Source organism: Hymenobacter artigasi (genome assembly GCF_012275535.1).
GTDB lineage: Bacteria > Bacteroidota > Bacteroidia > Cytophagales > Hymenobacteraceae > Hymenobacter > Hymenobacter artigasi.
In genome coordinates this window covers 1-15,063 of sequence record NZ_JAAVTK010000030.1, presented here as the reverse complement: position 1 = coordinate 15,063, position 15,063 = coordinate 1, and the positions used below count along the sequence as shown (strand labels likewise).

The 15,063-nt window shown below is 59.9% G+C and carries 20 protein-coding genes; 8 read left to right on the top strand and 12 right to left on the bottom strand.

Annotation, left to right across the window (positions count from 1 at the left end; all coding sequences use genetic code 11):
* The first annotated feature begins 149 nt into the window (after nucleotides 1–149).
* Nucleotides 150–626 (top strand): hypothetical protein, encoded by a 477-nt coding sequence (locus HBN54_RS22930; RefSeq protein ID WP_168675579.1) that lies wholly within the window; start codon nucleotides 150–152, stop codon nucleotides 624–626.
* 149 nt (nucleotides 627–775) lie between these two features.
* Here the strand turns inward: HBN54_RS22930 and HBN54_RS22925 are convergent, their stop codons facing one another.
* Complete coding sequence (locus HBN54_RS22925; RefSeq protein ID WP_168675578.1) at nucleotides 776–1,180, bottom strand: hypothetical protein; 405 nt, start codon at nucleotides 1,178–1,180, stop codon at nucleotides 776–778.
* A gap of 343 nt (nucleotides 1,181–1,523) precedes the next feature.
* On the opposite strand from HBN54_RS22925, the gene HBN54_RS22920 reads away from it, so the two are divergent.
* From HBN54_RS22920 to HBN54_RS22910, 3 genes are all read left to right on the top strand, one after another.
* Nucleotides 1,524–2,138, top strand: coding sequence for a recombinase family protein (locus tag HBN54_RS22920; protein WP_168675577.1), 615 nt, complete (start codon nucleotides 1,524–1,526; stop codon nucleotides 2,136–2,138).
* Between the two features lie 53 nt (nucleotides 2,139–2,191).
* Nucleotides 2,192–3,310: a Fic family protein gene (locus HBN54_RS22915; protein WP_168675576.1), complete on the top strand. Its 1,119-nt coding sequence runs from the start codon at nucleotides 2,192–2,194 to the stop codon at nucleotides 3,308–3,310.
* A 364-nt stretch (nucleotides 3,311–3,674) separates the two neighbouring features.
* On the top strand, nucleotides 3,675–5,366 hold the full coding sequence (locus HBN54_RS22910) for a T9SS type A sorting domain-containing protein (protein ID WP_168675575.1): 1,692 nt from the start codon (nucleotides 3,675–3,677) through the stop codon (nucleotides 5,364–5,366).
* Between the two features lie 257 nt (nucleotides 5,367–5,623).
* Here HBN54_RS22910 and HBN54_RS22905 read toward each other — a convergent pair whose 3' ends face one another.
* Nucleotides 5,624–6,004 carry a hypothetical protein gene (locus HBN54_RS22905; RefSeq protein ID WP_168675574.1) on the bottom strand — a complete coding sequence of 127 codons (381 nt, stop codon included), beginning with the start codon at nucleotides 6,002–6,004 and terminating at the stop codon, nucleotides 5,624–5,626.
* A gap of 197 nt (nucleotides 6,005–6,201) precedes the next feature.
* Here HBN54_RS22905 and HBN54_RS22900 point away from each other — a divergent pair, with 197 nt between their 5' ends.
* On the top strand, nucleotides 6,202–6,474 hold the full coding sequence (locus tag HBN54_RS22900) for a hypothetical protein (RefSeq protein ID WP_210428159.1): 273 nt from the start codon (nucleotides 6,202–6,204) through the stop codon (nucleotides 6,472–6,474).
* A gap of 70 nt (nucleotides 6,475–6,544) precedes the next feature.
* Here the strand turns inward: HBN54_RS22900 and HBN54_RS22895 are convergent, their stop codons facing one another.
* The 4 genes from HBN54_RS22895 to HBN54_RS22880 form a co-directional block, all read right to left on the bottom strand.
* Nucleotides 6,545–7,093: a hypothetical protein gene (locus tag HBN54_RS22895; protein WP_168675572.1), complete on the bottom strand. Its 549-nt coding sequence runs from the start codon at nucleotides 7,091–7,093 to the stop codon at nucleotides 6,545–6,547.
* Nucleotides 7,094–7,213: 120 nt separating this feature from the next.
* On the bottom strand, nucleotides 7,214–7,666 hold the full coding sequence (locus HBN54_RS22890; protein WP_168675571.1) for a hypothetical protein: 453 nt from the start codon (nucleotides 7,664–7,666) through the stop codon (nucleotides 7,214–7,216).
* A gap of 335 nt (nucleotides 7,667–8,001) precedes the next feature.
* On the bottom strand, nucleotides 8,002–8,436 hold the full coding sequence (locus tag HBN54_RS22885) for a lipocalin family protein (RefSeq protein WP_168675570.1): 435 nt from the start codon (nucleotides 8,434–8,436) through the stop codon (nucleotides 8,002–8,004).
* Between the two features lie 166 nt (nucleotides 8,437–8,602).
* Nucleotides 8,603–9,019: a hypothetical protein gene (locus HBN54_RS22880; RefSeq protein WP_168675569.1), complete on the bottom strand. Its 417-nt coding sequence runs from the start codon at nucleotides 9,017–9,019 to the stop codon at nucleotides 8,603–8,605.
* A 98-nt stretch (nucleotides 9,020–9,117) separates the two neighbouring features.
* Between HBN54_RS22880 and HBN54_RS22875 the strand changes: the two genes are divergently transcribed.
* Nucleotides 9,118–9,540, top strand: a complete 423-nt coding sequence (locus tag HBN54_RS22875; RefSeq protein ID WP_168675568.1) for a hypothetical protein — start codon at nucleotides 9,118–9,120, stop codon at nucleotides 9,538–9,540.
* A 49-nt stretch (nucleotides 9,541–9,589) separates the two neighbouring features.
* On the opposite strand, the gene HBN54_RS22870 is transcribed toward HBN54_RS22875, so the two are convergent.
* The gene (locus HBN54_RS22870) at nucleotides 9,590–9,802 is read right to left on the bottom strand and encodes a hypothetical protein (protein WP_168675567.1); all 213 of its coding nucleotides are present in this window, start codon (nucleotides 9,800–9,802) and stop codon (nucleotides 9,590–9,592) included.
* A 105-nt stretch (nucleotides 9,803–9,907) separates the two neighbouring features.
* Between HBN54_RS22870 and HBN54_RS22865 the strand changes: the two genes are divergently transcribed.
* Nucleotides 9,908–10,087: a hypothetical protein gene (locus tag HBN54_RS22865; protein WP_168674902.1), complete on the top strand. Its 180-nt coding sequence runs from the start codon at nucleotides 9,908–9,910 to the stop codon at nucleotides 10,085–10,087.
* Nucleotides 10,088–10,206: 119 nt separating this feature from the next.
* Here the strand turns inward: HBN54_RS22865 and HBN54_RS22860 are convergent, their stop codons facing one another.
* The 5 genes from HBN54_RS22860 to HBN54_RS22840 form a co-directional block, all read right to left on the bottom strand.
* Nucleotides 10,207–10,410 carry a hypothetical protein gene (locus HBN54_RS22860; RefSeq protein ID WP_168675566.1) on the bottom strand — a complete coding sequence of 68 codons (204 nt, stop codon included), beginning with the start codon at nucleotides 10,408–10,410 and terminating at the stop codon, nucleotides 10,207–10,209.
* 210 nt (nucleotides 10,411–10,620) lie between these two features.
* Nucleotides 10,621–13,152, bottom strand: a complete 2,532-nt coding sequence (locus HBN54_RS22855; protein ID WP_168675565.1) for a DUF4132 domain-containing protein — start codon at nucleotides 13,150–13,152, stop codon at nucleotides 10,621–10,623.
* 51 nt (nucleotides 13,153–13,203) lie between these two features.
* Complete coding sequence (locus tag HBN54_RS22850) at nucleotides 13,204–13,596, bottom strand: hypothetical protein (protein ID WP_168675564.1); 393 nt, start codon at nucleotides 13,594–13,596, stop codon at nucleotides 13,204–13,206.
* Nucleotides 13,597–13,751: 155 nt separating this feature from the next.
* The gene (locus tag HBN54_RS22845) at nucleotides 13,752–14,147 is read right to left on the bottom strand and encodes a hypothetical protein (RefSeq protein ID WP_168675563.1); all 396 of its coding nucleotides are present in this window, start codon (nucleotides 14,145–14,147) and stop codon (nucleotides 13,752–13,754) included.
* 72 nt (nucleotides 14,148–14,219) lie between these two features.
* Nucleotides 14,220–14,570 carry a DUF1493 family protein gene (locus tag HBN54_RS22840; RefSeq protein ID WP_168675562.1) on the bottom strand — a complete coding sequence of 117 codons (351 nt, stop codon included), beginning with the start codon at nucleotides 14,568–14,570 and terminating at the stop codon, nucleotides 14,220–14,222.
* Nucleotides 14,571–14,763: 193 nt separating this feature from the next.
* Here HBN54_RS22840 and HBN54_RS22835 point away from each other — a divergent pair, with 193 nt between their 5' ends.
* The gene (locus HBN54_RS22835) at nucleotides 14,764–14,973 is read left to right on the top strand and encodes a hypothetical protein (protein ID WP_168675561.1); all 210 of its coding nucleotides are present in this window, start codon (nucleotides 14,764–14,766) and stop codon (nucleotides 14,971–14,973) included.
* Nucleotides 14,974–15,063 lie beyond the last annotated feature (90 nt).

Here is a 15,063-nt window from a genome sequence, read left to right as displayed (position 1 = left end):
GGGAAACGCCACGGCTGTAACAACGATTAGCAATTGACTGATGGAAGGCATTATTGAGTAGATAAAATGACAATACCGCTTCACAAGAAAGGCTCGTTCAATTAAACGGAGCGCGTTCACCGACCCACCGTTTTCCTAAACTACTTGCAATGAGCCGGCTGATTCTTCTCGCCTTTGCCTTATTTTCAACTACGTGTGCCAACGGACAGCCCGTGCCTGAAAAGAAAGCGTTGATTAAACGCTTCTGCTTATCAAACGCCTACATTGCGCTCAATCCCCGAGCGAACATCCCTGCCCATTTACGGGCCTTTGTCAGCAAGGCGCTGAAAGAACAATGCGGGAAAGCCACTGGACCGCTGGTTTTCAAAAACAAGCTCTTACACCCGCATGAGTCAAGAGTTATGCTGTGTTCCTTTCGCCAAGAAGGAACATATCTTTTTCTCTACCAACACGGAATTCGTGGGCGCCATTACCATGTACTGTATGTGGACCAAGCAAACCGTGTGGCTGATTTTTACGATTATCAATCCTCGTCAATCGATTGCGATTCGGTGATTAGAACCTTGGGAGAGATGGATGTGTCGAAGGAAAAGGGAGCCTTGCAATTCGACGACCAAGAAGCATAATCGGTCCAGCAAGCAAGGGGGCCGGCGCGCGTCAGTAAGGGCCTCTTTTACCAAACTAAGTGCGTTTACGCTAGTACCGTTTGAGTGTACGTCGGTCTATAGTGTTCCTGAGGGAGAAAGGCTCCTTGGAAATCCTCGCCGCTGCTTCATTAGACGGAGGCGCCCACGTAGCGCCCCATTCCGAGATGGCTGAACAGCAGCAGGTACCCCACGAGCACGGCCAAGAACAGGCCAATGGCGCCCGCTTTGTGCCGCGTTGCGTGGGTCCCGTCCCGCCTCAACGCAATCGCGAGCAGGACCAGCGAAAGTAGCGCCCCTATGATAAACAGCACATTAAAAATGCCTTGGCCTTCCAAGTCGTGGTCTCCGCCGCCGTAAAGCTTCATCCCAGCATCCTGCAGCACCAGCAGCCCCGCGCACAGGCCCGCTTTTGGGTACGGGTGCCACGGCGAGGCCTTGAGCAAAACGATGCTGCACGCCATCATTGCCACAGCGGGGCTCAACATCAGCCCAGAAGGGGCCGCAGCGTAGTCCCAGAACACATTGGCGGCCACGAGGGCAAGGGCGAGGAAAGCAGCCCAAAGCGGGCGTACAACAATACGGGGGACCACGGGCGGCGCGTTAAATTTTCACCAAAGAAACGCAGACCACACAACCGCGACCGCGTTTTTCATAGCCGGAATTGTGTGCGCAAAGGTAACAGCAGAGAAAACAGTATTCTACGGGGCAGAGAGAGCACATTAACGCTCCTTTCCCTGAACCGCTAAAATAAACAGCCAGCAAGTTCCGTGAGGACTTGGAACGGGCTTCGAGGGTGGTTGTCGAGTTTAAGAAACCCGTCTACCAATCAAAGTTTACGAAACTGCGTTAGGAGATGAGTTTCTTAAACTCCGTCTCATGAAGATTGGCTACGCCCGCGTTTCGACCCGCGACCAGAACTTGGAACTGCAACTTGACGCCTTGACCCAGGCCGGGTGCGCGCTCATTTACCAGGAGAAAGCCTCTGGTGCCCTGGCCGCCCGGGTCGAACTTGACAAGCTCCTCTTGCAGGCGCGTCCGGGCGATACGGTCTACATCTACAAGCTCGACCGACTGGGCCGTTCCCTTAAACACCTGCTCGACCTGGTGGCCGACCTGCAGCACCGGGACATCGGCTTGATTTCGCTCACCGACGCCATCAACACCCACTCGGCCCAGGGCCGGCTCGTGCTCAACCTGTTTGCCTCCCTGGCCGAGTTCGAACGCGAACTCATCCGCGAGCGCACCCTGGCCGGGCTGGCCGCCGCCCGTGCCCGGGGCCGCGTCGGCGGGCGCAAGCCGGGCCTCTCGGAAGCAGCCCAGCGCACGGCCCGCGCCGCCGAGCTGCTTTACAAGGCCCGGGAGCTGAGCGTCGACGACATGGCCCGGAGCCTGCGCATCTGCAAAGCCACCTTCTACAAGTACCTGCACCACCGCGGCGTGGCCCTGCACGCCCACCCCTTGCCCAGTCCCGTGGCCAGCCCCGCGACGTAACGGGGCCGCGCGTCACCGGATGCGGAGAATAGCGGGTATATTCACCGCAGATTATGCGGAGAATAGGGCCTTACATTCATCAACGCCCGGACTGGCCGGCCTTCACGTGGGACCCGGCGGCCCTGGAAGGGCTGCTGGGCACGGTACGCCACCAACAAGGCCGGCTGTTGGGCCGGCTAGAGGCCTTGGGGGTGGACCTGCGGGCCGAAGCCACGCTGCGCACGCTCACGCTCGACGTGCTCAAGTCCAGCGAAATCGAGGGCGAGCTGCTGCCCCCGGCCTCGGTGCGTTCCTCCATCGCCTGGCGCCTGGGGCTGGAGCAGGCCGCGTTGCCGCCGGCCGACCGGCGGGTAGAGGGCGTGGTGGCCATGCTCCTCGACGCCACCCAGCAGGCCGTGAAGCCGCTGACGGCCGAACGCTTGTTCGGCTGGCACGCGGCCTTGTTCCCCACGGGCTACAGCGGGCTGTACCCGTTGCAGGTGGGCGCCTGGCGCACGGGGCCGATTCAAGTGGTGTCCGGGCCGCTGGGCCGCGAACGGGTGCACTACGATGCGCCCGCCGCCGAGGACTTGGACGCGCAGATGCAGCAGTTCCTTCACTGGTTCAACCACGACCAGGGCTTGGACCCCGTGCTCAAAGCAGCACTGGCGCACTTCTGGTTCGTGACGATTCACCCCTTCGACGACGGCAACGGCCGCATTGCCCGCGCCATTGCCGACCTGCAACTGGCCCGGGCCGACGGCACGGGCCAGCGCTGCTACAGCATGTCGGCGCAAATCCAGGCCGAGCGCCAAGCGTATTACGACCTGCTCGAAGCCAGCCAGCGCGGCCCGCTGGACGTGACGCCCTGGCTCGACTGGTTTTTGGGCTGCCTGGGGCGGGCCCTGCAGGCGGCGGAGCAGACGCTGGCACAGGTGCTGGCCAAGGCCCGCTTCTGGGAACGCTACCGGCAGACCCCGTTCACCGACCGGCAGCGGCAGCTGCTCACGCGCCTGCTCGACGGCTTCGAGGGCAAGTTCACCACGGCCAAGTGGGCGCGCATGGCCCATTGTTCACAGGACACGGCCGGCCGCGACATGGCCGACTTGCTGGCCAAGGGCGTGCTGGTGCACGAAGGCGCGGGCGGACGCAGCACCAGCTACCGCTTGGCGCCCGAACCAGAAGCCCGGTAAATCCCCGGCAACGTCGATAAATGTGAAAGGTCTCACAAGGAGCTCACAGCACCCGTGCGCGAATCCTTAAAAACCGCTTACTGGCATCCAAACACCCTTTGGGCGTCGAATCAATTGGCTCATAATAGGCTCACAGGTATCGCACGGGTAGTGCCGCTAGAAAGCTCCTTCGAGTGAACGGCGCGCGTTCGGGCCACCATTGTTTTGCTAGATGCAGGTGCACGGCTTTTTCAAACTTCTTCGTGGCGCTGCAAGAAGACCCTCTCGGCTGGGTCTGAGGCATCCGTCGGCGGAACCCGCTTACTTGCATGCCTTATTGCGTTCATCGCATTGGCCCCAAAGCAGGTGCGGCGGGGATTTTTACTTGCTTGACTCTTTAAAAATCATGGGCGTTTCGTTGCCTTCTTGTCTTCTCAAATGCGCGGGGGGGCTGTTCATTGCCCTATGGCTGCTGCTGGCGCCACGAACCGGGCACGCGCAAAGCTGGCAGGCCGCGGTGGCCGTGCCCGGTGCCCAGATTCGCACCACCGCCGTGAATGCCAACGGCGACGTTTTTGTGACGGGCTGGTTCGCGGGCGGTTGTCAATTCGGGGGGACCACCCTTACTAGTGCCGGCGGCTACGATGTGTGTGTCGCCAAGTGGAGTGCGAGCACCGCGCGCTGGGCCTGGGCGGTCCGTTTAGGCGGCGGCGGCAATGACATTAGTTCTGCCATTGCGGTGAACGGCAACAACGTGTACGTCACGGGGTATTTCGCTGAGCGCGCCACCTTTGGCAGCACCACGCTCCTCAGCGCGGGGGCTGCGGATGTGTTTGTGGCGAAATTGACGGACTTGGGCGCCAGCATTGGAGATACGTGGGCCCTGCGGGCCGGGGGGGCCAACAACGATTACGGGCACGGCATCGCTGTGAGTGGCACCAACGTGTACGTGACCGGCCAATTTGCCAGCACCGCGACGTTTGGCGCCACGACGCTCACCAGCGCCGGCAATTCCCCCGCCATCGATGCCTTTGTGGCCAAGTACACGGACCTGGGCAGCACGGCCGTGGGGGGCTGGGCCGTGCGGGGCGGCGGGGCGGACGACGACTACGGGTTGGGCATTGCGGCACACGGCACCAGCGTGTACGTGACCGGACGGTTCAAATATACCGCCACCTTCAGCGGGGCAACCCTCCAAACGACGGGCAACGCCGGTTACGGGGTATTTGTGGCGAAGTATGCCGACTTAGGCCCGAGCGCCGGCAACGGCTGGGCGCTCAGCGGCATCAGTAACCAAACGGCCGAAGGCCAAGCCGTTGCCGCGAACGGCAACGGCGTCTACGTGGGCGGCACTTTTTGGGGCACGGCGACGGTTGGCAACACCTCCTTCACGAGTGCGGGCCGGGAGGATGTGTTCGTGGCCAAGTACCTCGACAACGGCAGCAGCGGGCAAGCCAGCTGGGCGGTGCAAGGCGGGGGCGTGAACACGGACGCGGTCCACAGCATCGCCGCAAGTGGCACCGGGGTGTACGTCACGGGGTATTTCGCCGGGACCGTTGCTTACGGGCGCACGGCCCTGACCAGCACCGGGGGGTACGATGTATACGTGGCCAAATACACCGACTTGGGGGCCAGTGCCGGGAGTGCGTGGGCCGTGCAGGGCGGGGGCAGCAGTTCCGATGACTTGGGCGTGGGCCTGACCGTAAACGGCCAGGACCTGTACGTTAGCGGGATTACGTGTGCGAATGGAACCTACGGCAACGTCACGCCGGGCGCCGGGGGGCTGCTGGCGCGGTTGCAGGACCGCACGGCCGTGCCCACGAGCGCGTCCGGGACCCGCGAACCGCTGGCGGCGACGGGCGTGTACCCAACCCCCGGGCATTCCCGCGTCACGTTGAACGTGGCGCCCACCGGCCACGCACGGGCGGTGCTGGTGCTTGACGCGTCGGGCCGAGCCGTGCGCACGGCCCGTGTCCCCGCCCTCGCCGCCGCGGCCGTGCTGGAGCTAAGCGGCCTGCTTCCGGGCGTATACACCGTGCGCTGCGGCACGGCGTCCACCAAACTGGTGGTGGAGTAAGCGTCCCCACGAGGGCGAAACAAGCAGGCGGCGTGGGGCAGGAAACGGGACCGTGCGACAATCGGAAGCGACGCACAACCGGCCCAATGGAGAGTTTACGAAACTCATCCCCTTTGGGCATTTCGTAAACTTTGAATCGTAGACGAGTTTCTTAAACTCGACAACGGCTGCAAAGCACTGTCTACAGCCTTCACAGAACTTGCTGGCTGTTTATTTTAGCGGTTCAGGGAAAGCAGCGAATATCTATCCCTAGCCGTCTACGCTAGGATGAAGCCGAGGCCAAGCGCTAAGGCCAGTAGTGGGTAAACCAGCAACAGGAAAGCGTACGCCAGTCTTGCGGGCCAGGGGCTGTGTGGGAACCCGAGAGCGAGGGCCAGGAGAAAGATGCCGTAGATGGGCAGGCTGAAGAGGACCGTCCACCCGAGCAGTTCCTTGGCCTGCCGCATGAACGCCGGGGCGTCTGCGGGAAGATTGCCAAACCCATCGCCGCGGTAGTGCTGCTGGGCGTACTCCACGTAGCATAACCAGCTCAGGAAGAACAAGGCGAGCACGAGGGCTAGGACAGGAAGCAACTGGCGCGTGAACCCAGGGCGATAAATCAAACCGTTGGCGAAGTCATCAAGTATTTTAACAGCCATCTATTGGGGACCAGGAGGTTTACAAAAACGGTCCTGCCGTAAACGCGCTCAATTTATTTGAAGGAGGATTACTTTAGGTGCTTATGGGCCTTGTTCGTACATTCCTTTGCTTAATGCTGGCTTTCAGCCTCACTTCCTGCTTTGACCTATTCCCGAGCAAAACCACGATTCACGGGCCGTATCTCGTGTGCGATGACGTGTCAATGCCCTACAGTACGCTGTATCTGGAGGCCGAAGACGGCAACCTGGTGGAACGCTGTCCGCACGTGAAGCGGGTGGGCTACGCGGAAGGGTACCTCTTCATCCAAGCCGAAAGCGGAAACTACTGGTTTGCTGTCCAAGAGGACAAGGGGTGGAATTCGCTCGACCCGGCCGCGGCCCTTTTGCTCAACGGGCCCCTCACCTTCACCGAGCTCCGGCAGGCCATGCTACGATTAGGCGTCGGCGAGGTAGAGTATCAGTTTCCCTGAACCCCAGGTGACTCTTTCAGCAAAACGGTGGTGACTTAGACTCGCTTCCTTCAGGAAAAGGAGCCTTTAACTAGCGTGCACGTTCCGCTAGTTTTAGCACCTCGCGCTTGAATTGGGAAAAGGGCGCGGCGGGGACCACGTTGTAGTATACCACGGTCACGGCAGGGGCGGAGTCGTGGCGCAGTTCCAACAAGGCGTGGCGCCCACCAAAGTGGTCCTCTACTTCTTCCGTGCGAGAAGCTGGCCACGTGCGGGTAAACCGCCGGGCCAAACGCCGAAAAGCCGCCGGACCCACTACCGCGGTGCGGGTGCGAACCAGCTGTGGGTGGTTGGGGAAAAAGGTGCCTTGGGTGAGGCGCAGCGCGCCGGCGTTGTCCACTTCGACGGCTACGTTGATGCCGGAGGCGTCGAAGAAGGCATAGCGAAGTATGCTGTCGGCCGGGACGGGAACCACCGCCTGCATGGGCGCGTCCGCCAGACGGCGCTGTAACCAGTATTCCGGGAACGTTTTCTCTTCGTATACGACGTAAAGCACCCCGAGCCCGAGGAGCCCGGCACCGATTAGGAGTACGCGGCGCCAGGAAAGAAAGGGACGGACAAGAGGTGATTCAGCAGGCATCGGGCAGCAAAAAGGAAAGATAGCTGAGGTTTTTCCTGGTGCGTTTTGACTGCAGCTCTGCCGGCAACCAAGTTCACAAAAAGGGTCCCAACCGCTGAAAGGAGGATAAGCGCCCAAAGCTTATTGGCACTCCTGGAAGGTAATCGCCTCGGTTTTGGCCAAGACCACGCTACGCCCGGGGGCGGTGTTGCGGTGCAGGTAGAAATAGCAAGTCACTGGTCGTTGGAGCCGGTCGTTGTGGCGGATGGCGGCCACGGGATAGCTCAACGTGAGCGTGTCGTGGCGGGCCGTGACCGTGGCTTGCCCCTGCACGCCGTCGGAGAAGGTCATGCGCGGGGTGGTGCTTTGAAACTTGATGGATACGGCAAAGCCGTAAGCCGACTGCTCGGCGTCGGCCAAGTGGTAGGCCAGCTTGGCCCGAATCACCGACTGCGGGGTCAAGGTGGCGCAGGGAGGCTGGTTGAGGGCCAGCAGGGCAATGGCGTTGCCCGGGGGAACTTGAGCGGCTAGCACGGCCGAGAGACCAGCCAGGGTCAGACCGGAGCACCCGGCCCTGAAGAGGAAGCGTGTCATGAGGCGAGCCGTTGGGAAAGGGTGTGCGAATAACGCACGTGCAATGGCCGACGAAAGGTACTCCTCTGACCCAGTTCTGTCCAGCGAAAGGGTCCGAATAGAAGAAGGAGGCTAATACATTATTCACTCGCTGGGCAGCTTTACCCCATGGGCCTAATCACCAGCGGCGCGCCGTTCACCAAGCGCCGAAGTGGTATCGGTTCCTCTTGACCGTAGGCCGTGACACGGACGAGCCGCCCAATGCAGGGGTGGCATCTTTTTTATGGTGCCCAGCTGCAATAAAGCCCCGACTCGCTGGCCCCGGCGCGAAACGTCTTTGCCAAACCTGACCAACGCTAGCGCGTGTACAGGTCGGTGGTCGTGTACTTGTAGGAGGCGTCTTCCGTGGACAGGACCGTGACCAACCGCGTTGCGGTTAGCTCCGGCACGGCCAGTATCTTGGCGCTCTGCACGCCGGAGGTGCTGTAGTATGGCAGGGTGAGGATGTTGTTGGCGTAAGTGTACGTGCCGCTGTCGCTGTAGGTACGACTGGGGTCCACGAGGGTGTAAGTACCGTCGGCGCGAAAAGTGATGCTGGTGAGGCCCGACGGAAGGGGCTTCTGCACGGTTGTGGTCGTGGCGGCCCCGCCATTCTTGGGCGTGCTCACTTTGGTTTCGGATTGCACCACCCAGGTACCGAGCAGCGCCGCGGCGCCTGGGGCATCGTCGGACTTGGAGCAGCTGGCAACGGCTAAAGCGGCCGCCAAAAAGAGGGGTAGCATCTTTTTCATGCCCCAAGCTACGATGCCACCGCTAATGCCTTCTCCTCTACTTCTTTGGGCCCCGGTGCTCTGGCTGCTCTTTGAGCGCTGCCGCGTGATCATCAAACGAAAGGCAGAAGGGCAGCAGTGAAAGGAGCTAGTAGTCTGCGCAAACGGTCCGAGTAGCAGAGCGAGCCTAATGCCAAAATCCGCTTACAGCCCCTCCACAGTAAAAGGCATAGCCGAGGGTTGACGCAATTGACAGCGCGATGTAGGCCAGAGAAGCCAAACGGTACCCGTTTCGCTCGGCATGGCTGCGTGTTTGGAAACGAAAATCAAGGTGCTCATACTCGGTGTACTTGAAATACCGGAGGGAAAGCGCTGGCAAAATAATGAGCAGGTACCCGCCAATCATCACCCATCTCGCATGGCTCACAGCCCCTGATGCAAACGCCTCCCCGCCAAAATCTTGGAGCAAAAATATTCCCAGAATTAAGTTCATAACCAGGACCCCGGCCAGCAGCAGCAGGCCACTGATTTTGAACATATAGGGCTCTTTTTTTCGATAAAAGGAACAACAGGTGAGGTACACAGAATCTAAGAAGGCTATCATCTGGATTCAGAAAGGAGCATTGGCAAGATACAAGGACAGTTCACGGAAACGGTCCGAACAGCAAGACGAGCCTTTCTTTGTCGTAATGAATCGAGCGCATGATTGACCGACAGACCGGCCACTTGATTTTAGCCCCCTCGGTGTGCATCTGCGCCGGCGACTCTTTGGAAATGGTCGCTGCGCTCGTTTTGGGCGAATCGACTGAGGTGCGCGACCTGCACAACGGCTGGCAGTGGTTATCAACGCACAATGTCCCGGTGGGGCCACACTACGTCCACTTCCATTTTCGTTTTTGCCAGAATCGCTTGCAGATGGTTTCGGTGGGCATTTCGCCCGAGCGAACGGCGCTGGTTGGGAGTTGGGAACAGTGGTCGGAAGGCGCCGAAAGGGACCGCTTGAAGGCGTTGAAACAATGGGTACGCGAAGAGCTAGGACGGGAAGGACGCTTTGTCTGGGGAACCGTTACGGCGGATTATGACGAGAAGAGCGCCAGCAGCGGCATCACCATTACCGACGACTGAACGCCCTGCTGCTATGCGCGGCCGTTCAACGAAACGGTGCCGCATGTGATTACTCGTTGGACTCTGGGCGGAGCGCGGTAATTTCTTCGACGGTCACGCCGTAGACTTCGGCGGCCTTGGCTGGGGTCAGGTGGCCCGAGGCGACCACCGCGCGCGCCGTTTCCACCTTGTGGCGCCGTTCGGTTTCCGCGTCGACTGTGAACTCACCATGCATAGCCTCAGTCAATTCGTCTTGCATGGGCCCGCGTTTGCGCTGTTTCATATCCGGAAGATAGGAAGCCCCATGCGTTCACGAAAACGGTCCGAAGGTCATAACGGCAAAGCTCCGGGTGCCTTACTTTTGGGCTGCTTCTTTTACGCGCTGCTTATGGGCCTCTTCGATACCTTGTCCCACCTTTCCTCCAGCGGTCACCTCAGCGAAGCCGAGGCCCTGCTTGAACGCTTGGAGGCGTCGCCTTTGACGGCGGAACAACGCGCGTGGGTCCTGCGCTTGCGCGAGTTGCTCGAAGAGCTGGACCGCAACAACTCGCTGGGCTTGTTTTTTTGACCGCCACCGGGGGGCCTGCGCAAGCCGGGTCCCGGCTAGGTAGAATCGCTGGGCCCCGACCCCTTCTTTAATCTACCCAAACGGTCGCTATTCCAAGCAGCGCAAGCCGTAGCCGTTTCCTAGTCTGGCTTCTCCAACACAACGGTTGAGCAGTGATAGCCGCTTTCAATACACGTGGAAATCTGCTTGATTATCCATCCCTCTTTCAGCGCATTGGCTGTATCGCCCGTTGGGTTGTTCTCGAAAGAAGTAGTATAGTCCGCTTTCGTAGCCAGGCTGGTAGAAGCCAGGCTGATAACTTCGGTAATGACTCGTTGCGCCATGGGAATTGGGTAAAAAGTGAGCCTCCAAGCTACAACCTATTCCCTATTTGCAGCAGGGTGACGTGTCGACTCTTATCCAACGGATGGCAGCCAACTCGGCAAGAATGAGCAAGTGGAACGAAAGGAAACAGGGTAATAGACTAGGTCTTACCGCACGGCAGGCGAGCAATCTCTGCTACTGGTCCAATCAGTTTAGCCAAACGGTCGTCTTCAGAGCTGGCGCAGAATAGTTTGGTCAGTGATTTTGTCGTCGTCCATCAGCAGCAACGCTTTACTGAGGATGATGGAGAGTACCGCGTCACCTTCAAAAGGCAGGAAGACACTGCTAGCTCCCATGGTTTTGGCGGAGCGGTCGGGCACAATGCACAGATATTGGTCGTTGGGCTCCATGAGGATATTGCCCGAACCCAGGTGGATTTTATAGATGTGATGGTGTCCTTTTACCCGCAGAAAGTTGCCCTTGATTTCGCTCACCTTGCCGATTTTCAGGCGTGGCACCAGCCGTTCCAAAGCCAGCTTGCGGGATTTAGCCACCTCGCCCAGGTCGCCGAAGCTGTAGCTTTCCCAGTAGTCGCGGAACTGGGCCAGGCCGCTGTTGTCGCGCCACTGCGGGTCATTGCCCACCGAGGCCACGCCCACGAACAGGTCCACATCGCGCATGACCTCGCTGAAGGCTAATGGCGGTACCTCGGGCAGCGGCACCGGCTCGTCGTGGCGCGTGAAGCGCACCTGGTCGGTGCTCACGTAGTGGTAGATACCGGTGTCATTCCATTCGCCGTCGGCGTTCACCTCGCTCACCCAGTACTCGGCTTTGAGGCCGTGGACCGGTAGGGGAAGGGTAGCCGCATCGGACTCGTAGCCCTTGTCGTAGGCTCCCATCAGGCGGTAGCGCCAGCCCCGCAGCTTGGCCAGGGAATTAAACTGGTGCTGCTTGAGAATGTGCGCCGCCATCCGGTTGGAGTAGGTGTTGGTGCGCTCCTCAGGGGGCGTGAGCAGATACACTTCCCGGAACGCCTGCTTCAGCGGCTGCCGTAGCTGGTGGCGCTCCAGCAGCTCGCGCCAGGCCAGTACCTCTGCGGGCTGGGCGAGCAGCGGGTGCCAGCACTGCACGGTTTCGGTGCTGGTAGCCGGCTCGGGGAGGGGCTGGCCGTGTACGTTGTGCCACGCTTCGTCCACCCACAGCGCGTCTTGATGGGTGCCGTCGGCGTTATACAGGCGCCAAATGAGCCGCCGGGCCAGCTCGCTCGTCAGCCCGTGCTGGAAGTAGTATTGGGCAAACCAGGGCCACGGCATGCGCCGCTCCTCCACAAAGCTGCGGTCGAGCCGGTCGCGTTGGGTGCTGTAGGTCTGCTGGGCCTGGGTTTGGGTGGCTTTCAATTCCTTCAGCTCGTCGGCGTGGGTAGCTTTGAGCGCAGTGGGGGCGCTTTTGAGGGGTTTGCCGGCTTTTTGCCACTGCACCTCGGCCTTGCCGTCGGCCAGGGTGAGCGTGGCGGTATAGTCGCCGTAGGGTTCCTCTAAACGGCCGTTTTCCAGCCCGAAATCCGGCACGGCCATGTCCTCGACTTCGGCCGGGCTCACCCCCAGCTTCGCCGACTCCTGCGCGATGTAGCGGGCAATGGTTTCCTGGGTGTTGGTTTGCCGGATTTTGCTGCGCACCCTTGCCAGAGCGGCCACGCCCGGCAAGCCATTTTGCGAGAGGGCCAGCAGGCAGGCATTCCCCAGGCCGACCGCCAGCGGACCCTTGCCCGGAATCTTACGGAAGCACTTAGCGGTCAGGGTGGTCAATAGCTCTATCAGCGCCCGGTCCGCCACCGTTTGCAGGGTCCACACCAGCCCTTTGGCCACGGTGGCGTTGGACTCCGTCACGAAGTCCCAAGTGGAATAGTTGTACACGGTGCCATTGCCGTACTCGTGCACCTGCGGCTGCTCCACCACCGGGATATCGGCCAGCAGTTGCAGCCAGGCACGCCCCTGCTGGCGCACGGTGTCGGGGCCAATAGCGGCCGTGGCCGCGTCCAACTCTTTGCGCAGCTTGGCCGTGGGCTGGCCGGTCGTTGCCTTCTGCCAGCGCTGAAGCAGCGAGGCCCACACGGGAAGTGCCGATGGGTCGAGGCCGGCCAGGAACTGATTGAGCTGCTTACCGAACGGGTCGCCCTCGACGAATGCCACGGTGGGTGCTTCATTTTCGCCGCCCAGGTTCAGTATTTCCTGGGTTTTGAGACGGATTTTGATTAAATCACCCTGACCATTGGCACTGTACCGCAGCAGCTGGCCCAGGTAATCCCGCAGGGGTTGGCCGAGCCGGCCCTGCTTTTTCGCGAATCGCGCCACTTGGGCCAGCGTGAGGGCTACCGGAAAGTACGGCCAGAGGTACGGCGATGGGACGGCCGTCGAAAATGATAAATTATAGAGCTGAAACAGCCGCAGGTAGTCGTCCTCAGTCAGCCCCAGGGTCCCGCGTAGCAACGCCCCCAGCAATTCTCCCAGGGCGTAGCCGGAGCGGTAATCGGCCGGTGTACATTGGTTCATGGCCGTAGCCAGCGCCAACGCCACGCGGCCCTGGTAGGCGGCGTCTTGCGCCCGCACGGCTTGGTAGGCAGTCAGTTCAGTGAGCTTGGTGTCGTAGCTCTTGCTCAGCGCTTGGGTCACCAGCTCCGCTACCACTCTCTGCAACTCGTCGAATTCTGCGTTTGCAATAGTGGGAGCGGGCACGTCTAACACTTCTTTCTTGGTAGCAGCCATGGCGGCGGGGCGGTTAAACAGGTCAAGGAAACGGTCGAGCAGTCCCATACCTCAGCCGCCGACCAGCGGGGTGAGTTTCAAAAAGCTGGCCGTCGCGCCATCGCCCAGCCATACTTCATCATCCAGACTTTCAACCTGGCGGTCGTTTACCAGCACGAAAAAGCCGTTTTGCTGAAACGCCTCCAGGGCGCGATATACCTGCTGCTCAGCGTCGATGCGCTGATGGGGGCGCAGGCGATAGCCGTTGAGTTCCCGCTCCGACTCGGTTGGCTGCACCAAGCCCTGGAACATGCCGCCCTGGCGCTCATTGTAGGTTGCTACTTCGTCCTGCACGCGGCGAGCAATCAATTCGCGCACGGAGAGCATTTCTTGGCTGATTTCCAGTTCCAGCCGGTGCAGGATGCTACCGTTGGATGTTTCGTCGAGAATGGTGAGCAGGGGCATAAGCAGGTGGTTGAGTGCGAGTAAAGAACGCTATGAGAATGGCAGAATGGCAGAATGGCAAGAAATAAAGTCACTAACAGCCACATACCTCCTGTTCACAATAACGGTGATGCCGTGAACGGGCTCCGTTCAATTGAAGGAGCCTTCTTCTGCGCTTACGATACCTCTTGTAATTCTGGGTGAAGTTCCTGCACCTGCTGGTAGGCTTGTTCAAACACCGTCGCGTCCCAGAGGAATGCCCGGCACAGGTGACCAACAGCGTCGTGCAAGCAGTCCAACAAGTAGCGCAATTTGGCTCGGTCCGGCAAGGCATCGTAGGTCGTCGCGTGGGCGTACTGGTCAATGACCGCCACCGAACCCGCCATCCAAGCGCGGGGCAGCCGTTGCTCCGGCACGAGCGTGATGCTGATGCGCGTGGTACGGGGTGGCTTGTAGCCGCGTAGGCACTGCCCGTACAGGCCGCTGACGTCGTTAGCCCGCTGTTGGAATTGGCGCTGTCCTTCCGCCGGATGGAATTGGTCGTAGAGCGTAATGTCGGTTAAGCGGGCCATGAGTGTAAGGTAGTGCGGCGGAAACCTTCCCCCGCACGTTCAGCCAAACGGTTGGAGAAGCAAACGAACATTTCATTTAGCGTGCTCTCTCATGTAGTCGTAGAGTAGGTGCACCGTCAATTCGGTTTCAATAGTTCTGACTCTTTTTAGCCCAAACCAAGAGAGTGAGCGCGCGATTTCTATTTCCTCCAGGAAGTATTGCCGAAACGGGAAGTTGTCGAATGAAACGCCAAAGTGCTGTTCAAGTAACGCCAGCAATTCCACCGCGTCATCGCCGTCAATACTTTCGTCGCGCAACTCCGTGTGCAGGGTAAACCGCTCCGTATGGGGGTAATTCGCTTGCAATAAAGTAAGAAGATGCTCGACCGTTAGCCCCATCACCCGAAGGTAGGAGGTCGTTACATGAGGTTGAAGTTTGTTCAATGAAACGGTCCCAAGGTAAACGCGGCAATTCAGTTTAAGGAGCGTTTATTTGACCTTTGGCTGGCTGACAGCGCTTCAAAAAATACCCGAAACCAGGTATCTTGCAAGGCTCGTCCAAATGCCAGATTTGCCAGAAGAAATCCACGGCCTCGGCACCTTTTTGTTCCCACGACACCCCCGACTGCGAATCCCGATGAAAAACCCATCCCGCTTCTTCTACTTTGTTGCCACCTTATGCCTGCTATTGGCCTTGGGCGGAATCTTCCTGGCGGGCTACTATTCCGGCCGCAACGACTCCTTGGCGAAGCTGGGGCGGGGGCTGAGCTTTGCAGGCGCGGTCTCGCTCATCTTCGCCGCCGCTTTGTATAAAAAACGAAAGGGCAACCTAGACAGTCCGCGCTAAGAGGGTGTTAGGATTTGGGCTAACCCAAAAGAAAACGAGCCAGTAAGCAGTGAGCGGAGTTCCTAGGCTCCGCTTCCTCTTATGGTTGAC

Excerpts from the sequence above, each read along its gene's own strand:
- HBN54_RS22930 (WP_168675579.1), top strand. The coding sequence starts at position 150 with ATGAGCCGGCTGATTCTTCTCGCCTTTGCCTTATTTTCAACTACGTGT.
- HBN54_RS22920 (WP_168675577.1), top strand. The coding sequence starts at position 1,524 with ATGAAGATTGGCTACGCCCGCGTTTCGACCCGCGACCAGAACTTGGAA.
- HBN54_RS22915 (WP_168675576.1), top strand. The coding sequence starts at position 2,192 with ATGCGGAGAATAGGGCCTTACATTCATCAACGCCCGGACTGGCCGGCC.
- HBN54_RS22905 (WP_168675574.1), bottom strand. The coding sequence starts at position 6,004 with ATGGCTGTTAAAATACTTGATGACTTCGCCAACGGTTTGATTTATCGC.
- HBN54_RS22895 (WP_168675572.1), bottom strand. The coding sequence starts at position 7,093 with ATGCCTGCTGAATCACCTCTTGTCCGTCCCTTTCTTTCCTGGCGCCGC.
- HBN54_RS22890 (WP_168675571.1), bottom strand. The coding sequence starts at position 7,666 with ATGACACGCTTCCTCTTCAGGGCCGGGTGCTCCGGTCTGACCCTGGCT.
- HBN54_RS22885 (WP_168675570.1), bottom strand. The coding sequence starts at position 8,436 with ATGAAAAAGATGCTACCCCTCTTTTTGGCGGCCGCTTTAGCCGTTGCC.
- HBN54_RS22880 (WP_168675569.1), bottom strand. The coding sequence starts at position 9,019 with ATGATAGCCTTCTTAGATTCTGTGTACCTCACCTGTTGTTCCTTTTAT.
- HBN54_RS22875 (WP_168675568.1), top strand. The coding sequence starts at position 9,118 with ATGATTGACCGACAGACCGGCCACTTGATTTTAGCCCCCTCGGTGTGC.
- HBN54_RS22870 (WP_168675567.1), bottom strand. The coding sequence starts at position 9,802 with ATGAAACAGCGCAAACGCGGGCCCATGCAAGACGAATTGACTGAGGCT.
- HBN54_RS22865 (WP_168674902.1), top strand. The coding sequence starts at position 9,908 with ATGGGCCTCTTCGATACCTTGTCCCACCTTTCCTCCAGCGGTCACCTC.
- HBN54_RS22860 (WP_168675566.1), bottom strand. The coding sequence starts at position 10,410 with ATGGCGCAACGAGTCATTACCGAAGTTATCAGCCTGGCTTCTACCAGC.
- HBN54_RS22855 (WP_168675565.1), bottom strand. The coding sequence starts at position 13,152 with ATGGCTGCTACCAAGAAAGAAGTGTTAGACGTGCCCGCTCCCACTATT.
- HBN54_RS22850 (WP_168675564.1), bottom strand. The coding sequence starts at position 13,596 with ATGCCCCTGCTCACCATTCTCGACGAAACATCCAACGGTAGCATCCTG.
- HBN54_RS22845 (WP_168675563.1), bottom strand. The coding sequence starts at position 14,147 with ATGGCCCGCTTAACCGACATTACGCTCTACGACCAATTCCATCCGGCG.
- HBN54_RS22835 (WP_168675561.1), top strand. The coding sequence starts at position 14,764 with ATGAAAAACCCATCCCGCTTCTTCTACTTTGTTGCCACCTTATGCCTG.